Source organism: Streptacidiphilus anmyonensis (assembly GCF_000787855.1).
Taxonomy (GTDB): Bacteria; Actinomycetota; Actinomycetes; order Streptomycetales; family Streptomycetaceae; genus Streptacidiphilus; species Streptacidiphilus anmyonensis.
Window position 1 is genome coordinate 443,121 of the sequence record NZ_BBPQ01000001.1, and the last position, 16,632, is coordinate 459,752.

14 protein-coding genes and 1 riboswitch are annotated in these 16,632 nt (G+C 72.2%); of the genes, 5 read left to right on the forward strand and 9 right to left on the reverse strand.

Annotated elements, in window-relative coordinates:
* Positions 1–208 precede the first annotated feature (208 nt).
* The 4 genes from groL to thrC form a co-directional block, all read right to left on the reverse strand.
* Positions 209–1,828, reverse strand: a complete 1,620-nt coding sequence (gene groL, locus TR50_RS01960) for a chaperonin GroEL (RefSeq protein ID WP_042412916.1) — start codon at positions 1,826–1,828, stop codon at positions 209–211.
* Positions 1,829–2,163: 335 nt separating this feature from the next.
* A complete protein-coding gene (locus tag TR50_RS01965; protein ID WP_042364928.1) occupies positions 2,164–2,367 on the reverse strand; it encodes a cold-shock protein in 204 nt (67 codons plus the stop codon).
* A gap of 276 nt (positions 2,368–2,643) precedes the next feature.
* Positions 2,644–2,922 (reverse strand): MoaD/ThiS family protein, encoded by a 279-nt coding sequence (locus TR50_RS01970; protein ID WP_042412918.1) that lies wholly within the window; start codon positions 2,920–2,922, stop codon positions 2,644–2,646.
* A complete protein-coding gene (gene thrC, locus TR50_RS01975) occupies positions 2,919–4,220 on the reverse strand; it encodes a threonine synthase (protein ID WP_084699635.1) in 1,302 nt (433 codons plus the stop codon). Before thrC ends, TR50_RS01970 begins: the two co-directional genes overlap by 4 nt.
* Positions 4,214–4,358, reverse strand: a riboswitch (SAM riboswitch). (Overlaps the previous gene by 7 nt.)
* Before the next feature lie 214 nt (positions 4,359–4,572).
* Between thrC and TR50_RS01980 the strand changes: the two genes are divergently transcribed.
* Positions 4,573–5,559: a glucosyl-3-phosphoglycerate synthase gene (locus TR50_RS01980; protein ID WP_042412922.1), complete on the forward strand. Its 987-nt coding sequence runs from the start codon at positions 4,573–4,575 to the stop codon at positions 5,557–5,559.
* An 18-nt stretch (positions 5,560–5,577) separates the two neighbouring features.
* Positions 5,578–7,008, forward strand: coding sequence for an alpha,alpha-trehalose-phosphate synthase (UDP-forming) (locus TR50_RS01985; RefSeq protein WP_042412924.1), 1,431 nt, complete (start codon positions 5,578–5,580; stop codon positions 7,006–7,008).
* Here the strand turns inward: TR50_RS01985 and TR50_RS47845 are convergent.
* Together TR50_RS47845 and TR50_RS01995 are read right to left on the reverse strand one after the other, a co-directional pair.
* Positions 6,990–8,132, reverse strand: coding sequence for a hypothetical protein (locus tag TR50_RS47845; protein ID WP_052440574.1), 1,143 nt, complete (start codon positions 8,130–8,132; stop codon positions 6,990–6,992). The genes TR50_RS01985 and TR50_RS47845 overlap by 19 nt on opposite strands.
* Positions 8,129–9,757 (reverse strand): serine/threonine-protein kinase, encoded by a 1,629-nt coding sequence (locus TR50_RS01995; protein WP_042412926.1) that lies wholly within the window; start codon positions 9,755–9,757, stop codon positions 8,129–8,131. The genes TR50_RS47845 and TR50_RS01995 overlap by 4 nt, the downstream gene beginning before the upstream one ends.
* 408 nt (positions 9,758–10,165) lie before the next feature.
* Between TR50_RS01995 and TR50_RS02000 the strand changes: the two genes are divergently transcribed.
* Both TR50_RS02000 and otsB read left to right on the forward strand, forming a co-directional pair.
* A complete protein-coding gene (locus TR50_RS02000) occupies positions 10,166–13,063 on the forward strand; it encodes an ATP-binding protein (protein ID WP_052440576.1) in 2,898 nt (965 codons plus the stop codon).
* A 35-nt stretch (positions 13,064–13,098) separates the two neighbouring features.
* Positions 13,099–14,034 (forward strand): trehalose-phosphatase, encoded by a 936-nt coding sequence (gene otsB, locus TR50_RS02005; protein WP_084699637.1) that lies wholly within the window; start codon positions 13,099–13,101, stop codon positions 14,032–14,034.
* Here the strand turns inward: otsB and TR50_RS02010 are convergent.
* Positions 14,006–14,251: a DUF3263 domain-containing protein gene (locus TR50_RS02010; RefSeq protein ID WP_042412928.1), complete on the reverse strand. Its 246-nt coding sequence runs from the start codon at positions 14,249–14,251 to the stop codon at positions 14,006–14,008. The two genes, otsB and TR50_RS02010, sit on opposite strands and share 29 nt — an antisense overlap.
* Before the next feature lie 104 nt (positions 14,252–14,355).
* Here TR50_RS02010 and TR50_RS02015 point away from each other — a divergent pair, with 104 nt between their 5' ends.
* On the forward strand, positions 14,356–14,700 hold the full coding sequence (locus tag TR50_RS02015; RefSeq protein ID WP_042364921.1) for a cupin domain-containing protein: 345 nt from the start codon (positions 14,356–14,358) through the stop codon (positions 14,698–14,700).
* A gap of 63 nt (positions 14,701–14,763) precedes the next feature.
* On the opposite strand, the gene TR50_RS02020 is transcribed toward TR50_RS02015, so the two are convergent.
* Together TR50_RS02020 and TR50_RS02025 are read right to left on the reverse strand one after the other, a co-directional pair.
* A complete protein-coding gene (locus tag TR50_RS02020) occupies positions 14,764–15,645 on the reverse strand; it encodes a carbohydrate ABC transporter permease (protein WP_084699638.1) in 882 nt (293 codons plus the stop codon).
* Position 15,646: 1 nt separating this feature from the next.
* A complete protein-coding gene (locus TR50_RS02025; RefSeq protein ID WP_084699639.1) occupies positions 15,647–16,615 on the reverse strand; it encodes a carbohydrate ABC transporter permease in 969 nt (322 codons plus the stop codon).
* Between the last annotated feature and the right edge of the window lie 17 nt (positions 16,616–16,632).

Consider the following 16,632-nt stretch of genomic DNA (forward strand, 5'->3'; position numbering starts at 1 on the left):
CGCGAGGAACCGCGCGAGAAACCCGCCCCAGCTGGACGACCCTGCCCGCTCGGGATCCCAATGACCTGGGTGGCTTGTCGTGCAGTTCCCCGCGCCCCTGGAGGGTGAAACCGCACGCGGAAGCGAAAGCAGGAGGGCGGCCACCCAACCCTCACGGATTGGATGGCCGCCCTCCGGAACTCGTGATCCGTCAGCGGGAAGCCGAGGATCAGAAGTCCATGTCACCGCCCGGCATGCCGGCCGGCGCGGCCGCGGCCTTCTCCGGCTTGTCGGCGATGACGGCCTCGGTGGTGAGGAAGAGCGCGGCGATGGACGCCGCGTTCTGCAGCGCGGAGCGCGTCACCTTGGCCGGGTCGATGATGCCGACGGCGATCAGGTCGACGTACTCGTTGGTCGCGGCGTTCAGGCCGTGACCCGCGGGCAGGTTGCGGACCTTCTCCACCACGACGCCGCCCTCGAGGCCGGCGTTGGTCGCGATCTGCTTGATCGGGGCCTCGAGCGCGACGCGCACGATGTTGGCACCGGTCGCCTCGTCGCCGTCCAGCTCGAGCTTCTCGAACGCGACACCGGCCTGGAGCAGGGCCACGCCACCACCGGCGACGATGCCCTCCTCGACGGCGGCCTTGGCGTTGCGGACGGCGTCCTCGATGCGGTGCTTGCGCTCCTTGAGCTCGACCTCGGTGGCCGCGCCCGCCTTGATGACGGCGACGCCACCGGCCAGCTTGGCCAGGCGCTCCTGCAGCTTCTCGCGGTCGTAGTCCGAGTCGCTGTTCTCGATCTCGGCACGGATCTGCGCCACGCGGCCCGCGACCTGGTCGCTCTCGCCGGCGCCGTCCACGATGGTGGTCTCGTCCTTGGTGACGACGACCTTGCGGGCGCGGCCCAGGAGCTCCAGACCGGCGTTCTCCAGCTTGAGGCCGACCTCCTCGGAGATGACCTGGCCACCGGTGAGGATGGCGATGTCGCCGAGCATGGCCTTGCGACGGTCACCGAAGCCCGGGGCCTTGACGGCGACGGACTTGAAGGTGCCGCGGATCTTGTTGACGACCAGGGTGGAGAGCGCCTCGCCCTCGACGTCCTCGGCGATGATCAGCAGCGGCTTGCCGGACTGCATGACCTTCTCGAGCAGCGGGAGCAGGTCCTTGATCGAGCCGATCTTGGAGTTGGCGATGAGGATGTAGGGGTCCTCGAAGACCGTCTCCATGCGCTCCAGGTCGGTGGCGAAGTACGCCGAGATGAAGCCCTTGTCGAAGCGCATACCCTCGGTGAGCTCCAGCTCCAGACCGAAGGTCTGGGACTCCTCGACGGTGATGACGCCTTCCTTGCCGACCTTGTCCATCGCCTCGGCGATGAGCTCGCCGATCTGGGTGTCGGCGGCGGAGATGGAGGCGGTGGAGGCGATCTGCTCCTTGGTCTCCACGTCCTTGGCCTGCTCGAGCAGCTGGGCGGAGACGGCCTCGACGGCCTTCTCGATGCCGCGCTTGAGGGCCATCGGGTTGGCGCCGGCGGCGACGTTGCGCAGACCCTCGCGGACGAGCGCCTGGGCCAGCACGGTGGCGGTGGTGGTGCCGTCACCCGCGACGTCGTCGGTCTTCTTGGCGACCTCCTTGACGAGCTCGGCGCCGATCTTCTCGTACGGGTCCTCGAGCTCGATCTCCTTGGCGATGGAGACACCGTCGTTGGTGATCGTGGGGGCGCCCCACTTCTTCTCCAGAACGACGTTGCGGCCCTTGGGGCCCAGCGTGACCTTGACGGCGTCGGCGAGCTGGTTCATACCGCGCTCGAGGCCGCGACGGGCCTCTTCGTCGAACGCAATGATCTTGGCCATGGAAGCGGTCCTCCTGGACAGACTGGCTGCTTCGGACCGCGCCTGCGCCCGCGACGGACGGCTCCGGCCTTCGGCGGTTCCGTCCCGCCTCGCCCGGGGCCTCACCGACCCGGCCCGTTGTCACTCTCTACCTCAGAGTGCTAACGCCAATGATTAGCACTCGACCCCCTCGAGTGCAAGCAGGTCACCACAACCGGGCAAGACGAAGGACCCCTGCCCGCTGCGGGGGCAAGGGTCCTTCGAAAGACCTGCGTGGATGCATCGTTTCGTCTGGAACGAGCTCTGCGGGTCCTGATTCAGTCAGCGATCGCTGCCGAGTCAGCGGTGGTGGCGCTTCAGCCGATGACCTTGACCATGTCGGCCTGCGGGCCCTTCTGGCCCTGCGAGATCTCGAACTCCACCCGCTGGCCCTCTTCGAGCGACCGGTACCCGTCCATCTGGATCGCGCTGTAGTGGACGAACACGTCCGCACCACCGTCGACCGCGATGAAGCCGTACCCCTTCTCCGCGTTGAACCACTTGACGGTGCCCTGAGCCATTCCAAACTCCCCTATTACTGGCCCTTTCACGGTCCGCACACCGCGGACCGGGCCGGGCTTGCGCCTCTGCGGGGTGCAGTGCCGCTGCTCGACCGACGCTGAATGTATCCACTCCGATGCCCTCAGCAACAGAGCATTCGGGGGTCGAATCTCACGGGGAGTAATGAGACATAAGCGGCGCGCGGCCTCGAATTGGAGCGATTCGGGCCGGTCATATCGGGCGATTCCCGACAACTCGCCGAGCGAAAAAGAACACGCCTGACCGATCGGTAACCCTCAGCAGCCGCCCGCGACCGCCGGGATGATCGAGACGCCGGCGCCGTCCGGCGTGGCCGTCTCCAGACCCTCGGCGAAACGCACGTCGTCCTCGTTGACGTAGATGTTGACGAAGCGGCGCAGCTTGCCGTTGTCGTCCAGCAGGCGGGCGGAGATGCCCGCGTGGTTCGACTCCAGATCCTTGATCACCTCGGCCAGGGTCGCGCCCTCGGCGCTCACCTCGGCGCTCCCGCCCGTGTAGGTGCGCAGGATGGTGGGGATGCGGACGTTGACGCTCATGCGAGGCCTGCCTCTCGGAACGAGTCAAGGGTGGGGCGGATGACGGCGGTCGGGCGGGCGGCGTCCGCCACGGCCTCCAGGGTCTTCAGGCCGTCGCCGGTGTTGAGGACGACGGTCTCGGCGGCCGGGTCCAGTTGACCGCTCTCGATCAGCTTGCGCAGCACGCCGACGGTCACGCCACCCGCCGTCTCGGCGAAGATGCCCTCGGTGCGGGCCAGGAGCCGGATCGCGTCGACGACCTGCTCGTCGGTGACGTCCTCGACCGCGCCGCCGGTGCGGCGGACGATGTCGAGCACGTAGACGCCGTCGGCGGGGTTGCCGATGGCCAGCGACTTGGCGATGGTGTTCGGCTTCTGCGGCCGGACCACGTCATGACCGGCCTTGTAGGCGGCGGAGACCGGGGAGCAGCCCTCGGCCTGGGCGCCGAAGATCCGGTAGGGCTTGTCCTCGACCAGGCCGAGCGCGATCAGCTCCTTGAGACCCTTGTCGATCTTCGTCAGCTGGGAGCCGGACGCGATCGGGATCACCAGCTGGTCCGGGAGCCGCCAGCCGAGCTGCTCGCAGATCTCGTAGGCCAGCGTCTTGGAGCCCTCGCCGTAGTAGGGGCGCAGGTTGACGTTGACGAAGCCCCAGCCCTCGCCGGACGGGTCGCCGATCAGCTCGGAGCAGAAGCGGTTCACGTCGTCGTAGTTGCCCTCGATGCCGACGACGTCGCCGCCGTAGATCGCGGCCATGACGACCTTGCCGGCCTCCAGGTCGTGCGGGATGAAGACGCACGCGCGCAGGCCGGTGCGGGCGGCGGCGGCCGTGACGGCGCCGGCCAGGTTGCCCGTGGAGGAGCAGGAGAGCGTGGTGAAGCCGAAGGTGCGGGCGGCCTCGACGGCGATGGCCACGACCCGGTCCTTGAAGGAGTGGGTCGGGTTGCCGGAGTCGTCCTTGACGTACAGCGAGCCGGTGACGCCGAGCTCGCGGGCGAGGTTGTCCGCCTTGACCAGCTTAGTGAGGCCCGGGTTCAGGCTCGGACGCTCGGCCACGTCCGGGGAGACCGGCAGCAGCGGCGCGTAGCGCCAGATGTTGTTCGGGCCGTTCTCGATCTGCTTGCGCAGACCCTCCGGGTCGCCGGCCGGGAGCTCGTAGGCGACCTCCAGCGGGCCGAAGCACTCGGCGCAGGCGAAGTTCGGGGCGAGGGGGGTGCGTGCTCCGCACTCGCGACAGGACAGGGCGACGGCGGGGCCGAAGGCGTCGGGTGCGACGGACTGGCTGACAGGAGCCATGATGGCGAGAACCTCTCTCCTCATCTTCCCCGGGGCGCGTCTCGCCACGGGCCGGAATTGGCACCTTCCCGGCCGGGCCGCGGGTCTTCGGACGCCGCGCCGCGTGGCAGGGGGGTTGCCGGGACGTCAACGGGCCGTTCCCTCAGTCCCTCTGGATGAGCGCTATGGCGTCGCGCCGAAAGAGCGCGTCGCATTTGTCGGAGGTGGACCCCAATGTGCGATGACCGCACCTCGTCCTCAAGACTGTAACCGAAGCCCCACCGCGCGCCGACTGCCGTCCGAGACGCGAGACGGTGACCGTGGGCGACCGGCCCAGCGCACGGCGAACACACGACAGAGAACCGAACAGCATCCGAGACGGACCCGAGGGAGCCCCGTGCTGGACCAGGTCGAGGACTGGCTGCGCCGCAGATCCTTCAGCGCGGCCGACCGGCCCCTGCCCGAGCTGCTGGAGGCCAAGCGCCGCAGCGGCCTGACGGTCAGCGTGGTGCTGCCCGCGCTCGACGAGGAGGAGACGGTCGGCGAGATCGTCGCCACCATCCGCCGCGACCTGGTCGAGGCGGCGCCGCTGGTGGACGAGCTCGTCGTGGTCGACTCCGGCTCGGTCGACCGCACCGCGCACGAGGCCGCTGCCGCGGGCGCGCGGGTGGTGCACCGCGACCAGATCCTGCCGCAGCTGCCCGTCGAGCCCGGCAAGGGCGAGGTGCTGTGGCGTTCGCTGCTGGCCACCACCGGCGACGTCGTCTGCTTCATCGACTCCGACCTGCGGGCCTTCGACTCCGCCTTCGTCTCGGGCATCGTCGGACCGCTGCTGACCGACCCGGACGTGGCCTTCGTCAAGGCCATGTACGACCGGCCCTTCGACACCGAGACCGGCTCCATACCCGCCGGCGGCGGCCGGGTCACCGAGCTCGTCGCCCGCCCGCTGCTCAACCTGCACTGGCCGCTGCTGGCCGGCTTCGTCCAGCCGCTCGGCGGCGAGTACGCGGCGCGGCGCTCGCTGCTGGAGCGGCTGCCCTTCCCGACCGGCTACGGCGTCGAGCTCGGCCTGCTCGTCGACGCCCTCGGGCTGGTCGGGCTCGACGCGCTGGCCCAGGTCGACGTGGGCGTGCGGCACCACCGCCACCAGGACGCGCAGGCGCTGGGCCGGATGGCGGCCACCATCTACCGCACCGCGCTGGAGCGGCTGAAGACGCCCGAGGACACGGTGCGCCCCGAGCTCGTGCAGTTCACCCGCACGGCCGCCGGCTTCACCCCGCAGAGCACCGAGGTCACCACGGTGGAACGCCCGCCGATGGCGTCCGTACCCGAGTACCGCGCACGGTCGGGGTCCGTGCAGCGGGAGGTTTGCCCGCATCCCTGAGAGGCAAGGGTGACTGATATGGCTTCGACCACCGCCCCCATCGTCCTCGCGTCCAACCGCGGCCCCGTCTCGTTCGCGTTCGAGGACGACGGCACGCTGACGCCACGCCGGGGCGGTGGCGGGCTGGTGTCCGGCCTCTCCGCGATCGGCACCGAGCAGCGCAGCGTCTGGGTCTGCGCGGCCCTCTCCGACGCCGACCGAGCGGCCGCCCGTCAGGGCCTGACCGAGCCCGACGTCCGCATGCTCGACATCGACGCGGGCACCTTCGCCCGTGCGTACAACGGCATTGCCAACTCGACGCTCTGGTTCGTCCACCACCTCCTGTACGACACGCCGACCAAGCCCGTCTTCGGCGCGCAGTTCCGCCGCGAGTGGGCCTCCTACGAGGCGTACAACCGCTCCTTCGCCGAGGCGCTGGCGGCCTGCGCCGAGCCCGGTGCGGCGGTACTCGTCCAGGACTACCACCTGTCACTGACACCGCGGCTGCTGCGCGAACTGCGCCCGGACGTCAAGATCGCGCACTTCTCGCACACCCCGTGGGCCCCGCCGGACTACTACCGGCTGCTCCCGGACGACATCGCCCCGCAGGTGCTGGAGGGCATCCTCGGCGCGGACCACGCCGGCTTCCTGACGGAGCGCTGGGCCCGGGCCTTCGCGGACTGCTGCCGCGAGGTGCTCGGCGCCGCCGTCTCCGAGGACCTGGTGGTCACCCATTCCGGCCGCGCCACCCGGCTCGGCGTCCACGGTCTGGGCGCGGACGCGGAGTTCCTGCGCGAGCGGGCCCACCGCTCGGACGTGGACGCGCGGTTGGCAGCGCTGCGCGAGGCCGTGGGCGACCGCCGCACGATCGTCCGGGTGGACCGCACCGAGCTCAGCAAGAACATCGTGCGCGGACTCCAGGCGTACCAGCACCTGCTGCGCACCCGCGGCGAGTGGCTGGACCGGGTCGTGCACATCGCCTTCGCCTACCCGTCACGGCACGACCTGCCGGAGTACCGCGAGTACACCGCGGCCGTGCTGCGCACCGCACAGGAGATCAACGACGAGTTCGGCACCCCGAGTTGGCAGCCCGTCATGCTGCACGTCAACGACGACTTCCCGCGCTCGCTGGCGGCCTACCGACTGGCCGACGTGGCGCTGGTCAACCCCATCCGCGACGGCATGAACCTGGTCGCGAAGGAGATCCCGGTCGTCTCCGACGCGGGCGTCGCCCTCGTGCTCTCCCGCGAGGCGGGAGCGCACGCGGAGCTGGGCGACGACGCGCTGACGGTCAACCCCTACGACGTGATCCAGACGGCGGAGGCGCTGCACGCGGCGCTCACCATGCCGGAGGACGAGCGCTCCGGCCGCAGCAAGCGCCTGGCGGAGGCGAGCACGGCGCTTCCGCCGACGGCCTGGTTCATGCAGCAGCTGGACGCCCTGACGGGCGGTCAGCCGGCGCAGGAGTAGGTGAAGGTCCCCGTCCGGGTGAGGGCGGGGTGGTCCTGGATCTGCAGGGTGGCCTTCCCGTCGAAGGTGCCGGGGCCGGAGAGCGTCCAGATCAGCGGGAGGCTGACCTGCCGGGTCCCGGCGGCGACCGTCTCGGTGAGCAGCCCGCTGTCCGTCCCGTCGTTGCGGGTCCAGCGGTAGTGGAAGGTCCCGGCGCGGCCGTCGGTGGCGACGGTCGCGGTGAGGGTGGCCTTCCCGCCGCAGCCCACGGCCGCCGGGGCGACCTGCACGGACGCACCGGTGAGCTTCAGCTGCGGCGGCGCGAGCACGCCGTCGAGCCACCAGCCGAGCAGGGCGAGGAACACCAGCAGCACCGGCACCCAGAACAGCCACCCGCGCCGCTTCCTCCCCTCCTCGGCCTGCGGCTCGGGAGCGACCTCGCCCTTCCACATGGCGATCGTCCGCGCGGTCTTGGGATCCGGCACGCCGGGCCCGAACCTGATCAACCCCGCCGGATCCGGCGCGGCCCCGGACGCGGCCCCGGCCGCGGCGGTCTCCACCGCGGGGACGGGCGCCGGCGCGGGGATCGGCGCGGGCGCAAGCGCGGGCGCGGACGCGGGCGCCGCCGCCAGGGCGGGGCCGACGGACATGTGCAGCGTCGGCGCGGGAACAGGCGCGGCGGCGGTTGCGGTCTGCGGGGCGACCGGCACCTGCAACGTCGGCGCGGGCGCGGCAGCTGCGCCTGCGACCTGCGGCTCGACCGGGAGCTGCACCGTGGGCGTCGGAACGGGCGCGGACCCGGCGGGCAGCCGCACCGTCGGCACCGCCTCCGGCTCGTCGGGCTGCCTGACCGTGGGCACCCTCTGCGGCCCGGAGGGCAGCCTGACGGTGGCCACCGCGTCCGGCTGCGCGGGCAGCCGCACCGTGGGCATCGCCTCCGGCTCGGCCGGGAACCTCACCGTGGGCACGGCATCCGGATCGGCCGACCGGGCCGCCCCGGCCGCGCGCCCCAGCCGCACCGTGCCGGGAGGCTCCTCCGGCACCGCGTCCTGCGGCGCGGGCGGAGTGTCCTCCGGAGGCATGCGCAGGTGCATCGTGCCGCCGTCGGCGGGCACGGCGTCCTGGGGCTCGCCGTTGGTGCTCATCCGATGCACGTTCCCTTCCAGGTCTCGGTGACGGAGCCGTTCGCCGCCGCCGGATTCGTCGTCAGGGTGACGCCGTAGGTGAGGCAGTTGCCCTCCGGGGGCGTCCCCGAGTCGAAGGGCACCCGGCTGTAGTCGGTCTTCCCGGACAACGGCGTCGTCGACTGGGAGAAGACCTCCTTGCCTCCCGAGGCCGTGTAGTAGAACCAGGTCGCCGTCATCGTGAACGACCCGGTGGTGTTGGTCGTCGCGTAGCCGTAGATGACCTGGGCCAGCGTGGCGCCGTTGTAGCCCCACACGTCCGACAGCCTGGACACCTGAAGCGGCGGCGGGGGCTTCGGCGTGGTCGGCGGAGCCGAGGGCGTGGCCGTCGGCGATGCCTTGGTCGGCGACGAGCTCGGCGGCGCGGGCTGGGTCGGGGACGACGACGGGCTCGCGCCCGGGCTCGGGGAGGAGCTCGCGCTCGGGCTCGCGCTCGCGGAGGCCGACGGCGAGCCGGAGGGGGACGCGGACGGGCTGGCCGGGACCGAGACCGCGCCCGTCGGGGTGATCGAGGTGACCGCGACCGGGGTCGGGCCGCCGGTGACGTGCGGGAGGTTGCCGTTCGCGCCGGCCAGGGCGACGCCGCCCAGGACGCCGACGAGGACGACGCCTGCGCCCGCGCCGACGGCGATCTTGCGGGGCAACCGGCGGACGATCGGCCGGCCGCTGCGGAGCACGGTGCTCGCCAGGGCCGTCGTGCCGCTGGTCGCCGCTCCGCCGCCCGCCGAGGGGAACAGCAGCGGCAGCAGCGCCGCCATCGCGGCGAGGCGCTTGCGACCGCGCTCCTCCCACTGCGGGCCGTACGCCGCGCCCGCGACCGCTTCCAGCTCGGCGACGAACGCGGCCGCGCTCTCCGGGCGTTCCGTCGCGTGCTTGGCCAGGCCGCGCCGGATCAGCGGGCGGACCGCCTCCGGAGCGAGCTCGTCGGGGATGGGCGCGGTCGTGTGCTGGACGACGAGCTCGGCGAAGGTGACGCCGGGGTACGGGCGCGAGCCCGTCAGGCACTCGAAGAAGGTCGCCGTCGCCGCGTAGACGTCCGCCGCGGGCGAGGCCGGGTCGCCCGTCCACTGCTCGGGGGCCATGTACGGCGGGGTACCGGCGATGCCGCCCTCGTCGCCGGACTTCACCGCGATGCCGAAGTCGACGAGCTTCGACGAGCCGTCGGCCGCGACCAGGACGTTCTCCGGCTTGTAGTCGCGGTGGACCACGCCCAGCGCGTGGGCCGCGGCAAGACCGAGCAGCGAGCCCTTGAGCACGACCAGCGCAGCCTCCGGGCCGGTGGCCCCGGCCTGCTTCAGCAGCGCCCGCAGGGCGATGCCGTCGACGAGCTCCATGACGATCGCCGCGCCCGCCGGGCCCTCGACGTACTCGTAGAGCCGGACCACGTGCGGGCTGTCGAGGTCGCCCAGCAGCCGGGCCTCCTCGCGGAACTCGCCCAGGAAGTCCGGATCGGCCCGGACCTCGTCGGCGAGGTACTTGATCGCGACGGCCGTGCCGGTCCCCTCGTGCAGCGCGAGCACGACCCGTCCGCTCGCGCCCGAACCCAGTTCCCGGGTATGCCGATACCCCGGAACGATCCATTCCATGACCTGTCCCCCCTTTTGTCGCGAACGTAGCGAAGAAAGGGGTACTCAGCCAGCCGCCGTGACACCACGGTTACCGCCTAGGAGCGGAACTCTTATGCTCCGCATACAGCATGTGTCGGGATGTCCATCCGTGCGCTCACTCCCCGCACACGCTCCCTGCACGCGACATGACGGAGGCGCCCCGGCTCCCCCGCAGGGCCGGAGCGCCTCCGTCTCGGCCGGATCCCCCCGAAAGCGGCCGACCGCCCGGCCGGTTCCCGTCAGTGCCGGGCGCGCCAGGGCGGGTTCAGATGGTCTGTCCGGGAACGAGTCTGCCGACGTTGACCCATGCGCAACAATGATCCCGGTCAAGTCCGGACGGATCCGGTTGCCCCCGGTCGGGGCGGCCGATCACACAGGGGGGACGACATGACGGGGGAACAGCCGCGCCTTGACGCGGACGGCTCGGCCGACACCGTGGCCGACTACGTCCGCGACCTGCGGGCACTGAAGGTGACGGCGGGCCAGCCCTCCCTGCAGGAGCTGCAACGGCGCAGCGGCGTCGCGCGCAGCACCTTGTCCGACGCGCTCAACCCGAACCGCCGGGAGCTGCCACGGCTCGAGGTGTGCCTCGCCCTGGTCCGCGCGTGCGGCGCGACGCCGCCCGAGGCGGCGGGATGGCGGGCGCGCTGGCAGCGGATCGCGCAGGCGCGCGACGAGTCGCGTGCGCTGGCGGCGGGCCGTCCCGCCGCCTCGGGCGGCGTCGGAGTCGTGACCACGGCCTCGGCCCCCGCCGCGACCGCGCCTTCCCCCTCGTCCACGTCCTCGACCTCGACCTCGACCGCGGACCCGAGCCCGACCGCGAGCCCGACCGCGAGCCCGACCGTGACCCCGAGCCCGAGCCCCGGCGAAGGCGCCGGCGCGAGCTCCTCCGCGGATGCCGTCGAAGCGCCCCGGCAGCCGGGACGCCGGTACCTGCCGCCCGCGCCCGCGGACTTCACCGCGCGGGAGGAGGAGAGCGCCGCGATCCTGCGCGCGGCGCTCGACGCGGCGGGCCAGGCGCCGGTGGTGGTCGCGGTCGACGGCATGGCCGGCGTGGGTAAGACCGCGCTCGCCCTCCACATCGCGCACCGCCTCGCGGACCGGTTCCCTGACGGCCAGTTCTATCTGGACCTGCGTGCGCACACGCCCGGCCAGGAAGCCGTCCGGCCGCTCGCCGCCCTGGACACGCTGCTGCGGGCCGACGGCTGCGACGCGGCGGCGGTACCGTCGGGCCTGGAGGAGCGGGCAGCCCGCTGGCGGGCCGAACTCGCGGACCGGCGGGCGCTGTTGCTGCTGGACAACGCGGCCGACGCCGAGCAGGTCCGCCCCCTGCTCCCGGGCACCGCGGGGCATCTGGTGCTGGTGACCAGCCGACGCCGCCTGCCGGGTCTCGAAGGAGCCGTCTCACTCTCCCTCGCCCCGTTCCCGGCGCCGGATGCGACGGCCCTGTTCCGGCGGATCGTCGGACCGCGCGCGGACGCCGAGCCGCAGGCCGTGGCCGAGGTCGTCGACCTGTGCGGCCGGCTGCCCCTCGCGGTGCGGATCGCCGCCGCGCGGCTGCGGCACCGATCGGCCTGGACCGTGGCGGTGCTGGCCGAGCGGCTCCGCGCCGAGCGGAGCCGACTGGACGAGCTCGCCAGCGGCCATCTGGACGTGTCGGCCGCGTTCCAGGCCTCGTACGACCATCTCGAACCCACCGAGCGCGAGGCGTTCTCGCTGCTGGGCGTGCACCCCGGCGCGGACATCGGCGTCGCCGCGGCGTCCGCCCTGCTCGACCGGTCGGCGGGGCCGACCGAGGACTGCCTGGAGGAGTTGCTCGACGCGAACCTGCTGGAGCAGCGCCAGGTCGGCCGCTACACCTTCCACGACCTGCTGCGCGTCCACAGCGCCGCGCACGCGGCGCGGCTGCCGCAGGACCGGCGGACGGACGCGTTGCGGCGCGTGCTGGACCACTACCTCTGCCGGTCCTCCCTGGCCATGGACGCGCTCTACCCGCACGAGCGCTACCGCCGCCCGGACATCAAGGTGCCCCCGGCCGAGCACCCCGGCTTTCCCGACCGCGAGACGGCGCTCGGCTGGCTGGACCTGGAACGGGCCAACCTCGTCGCCCTCTCCACCCAGCAGGTCACCGTGGAACACGGCCTCCCGCAGCACGTCATCGACCTCTCCGCGGTGCTGGCCCGGTATCTGGAGCGGGGCGCCCACGGGGCCGAGGGGCTGGCGCTGCACGAACAGGCGCTGCGTCTCGCCGAGTCGCTCGGCAACCCCGGCGCCGAAGCCACGGCCCTGCGGCACCTGGCCCTGACGTACCTTCAACTGCGGAGCTATGCTCCGGCTCTGGATCATCTGACCCGCTCCCTTGAGGTGCTGCGCTCGGCTCCCGGCGACCACGGCTCGCAGATGGCCTCCACCCTCACCAACCTCGGCGCGGTCAGCGGACGGACCGGCGATCTCGCCGCCGCGCTGGGCTACTTCGACGAGGCACTGGGTCTGAGCCGTGCTGTCGGGGACGACGCGACCGCCGCGATCGCGGCGAACAACCTGGGGCTGATCCACCGGCGGCTCGGAAACTTCGCGACGGCCCTGGACCATCTGCGGGGCGCGCTCGAGCTGGACCTCCGTCTGAACAACGCGGCCGGACAGAGCATCTGCCACGACAACCTCGGGGTCGTCCTGCGCCTGCTCGGGCGCCTCGACGAGGCGCTCGACCACCACCGCCGGGCGCTGCTCCTGGACCGGGAGGCCAACGACCGGGTCGGCGAGGCCATCAGCACCGACAACCTGGGCCTGGTCCTCCTGGAGATGGGCGACCACGCCGGGGCGCGAGCGCACTTCGAGGCCGCGCTCGTGCTCGGCCGGGAGCTCGACGACCTGGCCAGCGAGGGGATCGCGCTCGGCAACCTCGGCACCGTGCTCCGGACCGAGGGCAGGCCCGCCGAGGCCCTGCCGTTCCACGAGGAGGCGCTGGCGCTGTTCCGGACGTCGGACGAGCAGCTCAACCTCGCCGAGGCGCTCAACAACCTCGGGGAGACCCGGTGTTCGCTGGGCGACCCGCAGTCCGCGCCGGCGCTGCACGAGGAGGCGCTGGCGCTGGCCCGCTCCTGCGGCGATCCGGTGGAGACGGCCCGCAGCCAGGAACTGCTCGGGAACGCCCGGCACGCCCTCGGCGACGATGCCGGCGCGGTGGCCGCGCACCGGGCCGCCCTCGACGCCTACCGCCGGATGGGGCTGCCCCGCGCCGACGCGCTGGCGGAACACGCGTGCGGTGAGGCCGGGCGGTCGTGAGCGGAGGTGCGGCGGGCCCGGATATGGTCGTAGCCATGGGCATCCCCGAAGGCAGTGCCGAAGGCATCCCCGACCGGACGAACGACCGTGCGACCGGCCAGGCGAGGGCGCGGACCCCCGACGGTCTGCCGACGTCGCGCACCGAGGCGGGGGCCGCCGGGCTGGCGGCGCTGGCCGCCGAGCCGGGGCGGGCGGTCGTCGCCCTGGACTTCGACGGCGTGCTGGCGCCGATCGTCCCCGACCCGGACTCCGCGCGGGCGCACCCCGGGGTGGTGCCCGCGCTGCAGCAGCTCGCGCCGCTGCTCGACGCGGTGGTCGTGGTGACGGGGCGACCGGCGGGGCTCGCCGTCGAGTACGGCGGGTTCGCGGGTGCGCCGGGGCTGGAGCACCTGACGATCCTCGGGCACTACGGCGCGGAGCGCTGGGACGCGCAGACCGGTGAGGTGCGCGCCCCGGCGGACCACCCCGGCGTCGCCGCGCTGCGCGCGGAACTTCCGCGCGAACTGAAGCGGGTGGGCGCCCCGGACGGCGCCTGGATCGAGGACAAGGGCCGCGCCATCGCCGTCCACACCCGGCGCGCCGAGGATCCGGACGGATCGCTCGCCGCCCTCGACGCGCCACTGCGCGCGCTCGCGGCGAAGCACGGGCTCGCCGTCGAGCCGGGCCGGATGGTGCTGGAGCTGCGTCCCCCGGGGGTGGACAAGGGCGCCGCGCTGATGGCCTTCCTCGACGAGCGCAAGGCGCGGGCCGTCCTGTACGTCGGCGACGACCTGGGCGACGTGGCCGCGTACGACGCCGTCGACGACGGGCGAGCCGTCGGCCGTCCCGGCGTGCTCGGCTACAGCGCGCCGACGACGGGCGAGCCGCCGCTGGCGGCGCTCGCCGAACGGGCCGACCTCGTGCTCTCGGGGCCGGCCGGGGTGGTCGCGCTGCTGGAGGCGCTCAGCGCCGCGCTCGCTTCTCGTCCCTGATCCGGCGCAGCCGGTTGACCAGCACCGGGTCGAAGGCGAGCGCGGCCTCGCGGTCGAGCAGGGCGTTGAGGAGTTGGGCGTAGCGGGTGGGCGAGAGGCCGAGCTCCTCGCGGATCGCCGCGTCCTTGGCGCCGCGCGCCCGCCACGTCCGCGCCTCGAAGGCGAGCACGGCGCGGTCGCGCTGCGTCAGCTCCTCCACCGTCGCTCCTTCCGCCACGCTTCCGGGGGGCTCACCCGACCATACGACTTGTCATTCTGCCGCCTGCCTCTGACGCAATCTGTCACCCCCACCGGTGACGCGCACGCACTACCGTCGGAGCCATGACCAGTTTCGCCGTGCACATCCCCGACGCCGAGCTCGAGCCCGACCCGCTCGACCCGAGCCAGATCGTCTCCGGCACGCCGGAGGTCTCCGGCAAGGTCCTGTGGGAGTCGGAGGACGGCAGGCAGATCCGCGGCATCTGGCAGATCACCCCGGGCGTGGTCACCGACACCGAGGCCAACGAGCTCTTCGTCGTCGTCTCCGGCCGCGCCACCATCGCGGTGGCCGACGGCCCCACCTTCGACGTCGGCCCGGGCGACGCCTGCGTGCTGCGCGAGGGCGACGAGACCACCTGGACCGTCCACGAGACGCTCCGCAAGGCGTACCACATCACCCTGCCGTAGCAACGCAGCAAGGGCGGCCACCCCCGAGGGGAGGTGGCCGCCCTTTTCGCGCCGGAACGGACGCTACTTCACCGACCCCGCCGTCAGACCGGAGGCGACCTTGCCCTCGATCAGAGCGAAGAGGATGATCACCGGGATCGTGGCGATGACGGACGCGGCGAAGAGGTGCTGCCAGTCCGTGGCGTACTCGCCGACGAAGTTGGAGATCTTGACCGTGAGCGTGCGCGGGCCGCTCTGGGTGGTCAGGGTCAGGGCGACGATGAACTCGTTCCAGGCCGCGATGAAGGTGAAGATCAGCGCGGTGACGATGCCCGGGGCGGCCAGCGGCAGGATGACGCGGAACATCGCGCCGACGCGGCTGCAGCCGTCGACGATCGCCGCCTCCTCGATCTCCTTGGGGATCGCGGAGAAGTAGGCGTTCAGGATCCACACCGCGAAGGCCATGTTGAAGCCGGCGTTGACCAGGATCAGCGACCAGACGGAGTCGATCAGGTTGAACTGGAGGAACTGCTGGTAGATGCCGACGATCATCGCGGTCGGCTGGAACATCTGGGTGATCAGCACCAGCAGCAGGAACAGGCCCTTGCCGCGGAAGTTGCGGCGCGCGGTGTAGTAGGCCGCCGGGATCGCGACCAGCAGGACCAGCGCCGTGGAGCCGAAGGCGATCTCGAGGCTGGTGCCGAGGTTGGTGCCCAGGCCCGTGGACCAGATGTCGGTGAAGCTGGCCAGGGTCGGGTGGCTCGGGAAGAGGTCGCGGTCGTGGAGCTCGTTGCCCGGCCGGAGGGCGGTGATCACCATCTCCAGGTACGGGAGGAGGAAGATCAGCCCGATCAGGTAGGCACCGCCGGCGAGCGCCACCGTGCGTGGGCGGGGCAGCCTGCGTGGCGCGGGGGCCTTCAGGGCGGAGGCGGCGGCCGGGGTCGGGCGCGCGGTCACAGTGGTCATCTCAGTCCTCCGCGGTGTTCCACCGGGACGCCCGCAGGAAGAACAGGACGACCACGATGATGAAGCCGAAGTTGACCACGGACATCGCCGCTGCCTCGCCGATGCTGGTCTGCTGGGTGTTGTACATGAACAGCGTCGTGGTGGAGGTCTGGTTGCCCGGACCGCCGCCCGTCATCTCGTAGATGATCGGGAACGAGTTGAAGACGTTCATGATGTTGATCAGCGCCGCCACGAGCAGGGCCGGACGCAGCAGCGGCAGCGTGATCGACCAGTAGGTGCGCACCGCGCCGGCGCCGTCCAGGCGGCACGCCTCGTAGACGTCCTCCGGGACGGCCTGGAGGCCGGCCAGCAGCGCGTAGGTGGTGAACGGCACCGAGACGAAGATCGCGACGACGATCTCCCAGATGAAGGCCGGCGTCTGCTGGGAGAGCCAGTTGACGCTGTTGTAGTCCTTCATGAAGCCCAGGTCGTGCATCAGCACCAGGATCGTGCCGTTGCTGGGGTTGAGCATCCACTTGAAGACGATGGAGGTCATCACGACCGAGGCGGCCCACGGCGCGATCAGCGCCCAGCGGGCGACCTTGCGGCCCGGGAACTGCTTGTTGAACATCTGGGCCACGCCCAGCGAGATCAGGATGGTGAGGCCGACCACGGCGACCACCCAGATGACGGTGCGCACGAGCACGCCGGGCAGGTCCGGCTCGTCGAACAGCTTGGTGAAGTTGCTCCACCCCGCGCTGCCCTGGTCGAAGCCCATGGAGTCGAAGTGCTGACGTGAGGTCAAGAACATCGAGACCACCGGCCAGATCACCACGAAGAGGATCAGGGCGGTGGCGGGCGTGATCCACGGAAGGGGCGCGAGCGCGCGTAGCACGCGGCGGCCGCCGCCGACGCGCCTGGCGGCCGGGCGTGGGGTGCCGTCGCTCCCGGGCGCCGGCTCCAGCACGCCGGCCTGGGTCGATTGCGTCATGGTCTGCTCCATCGCGA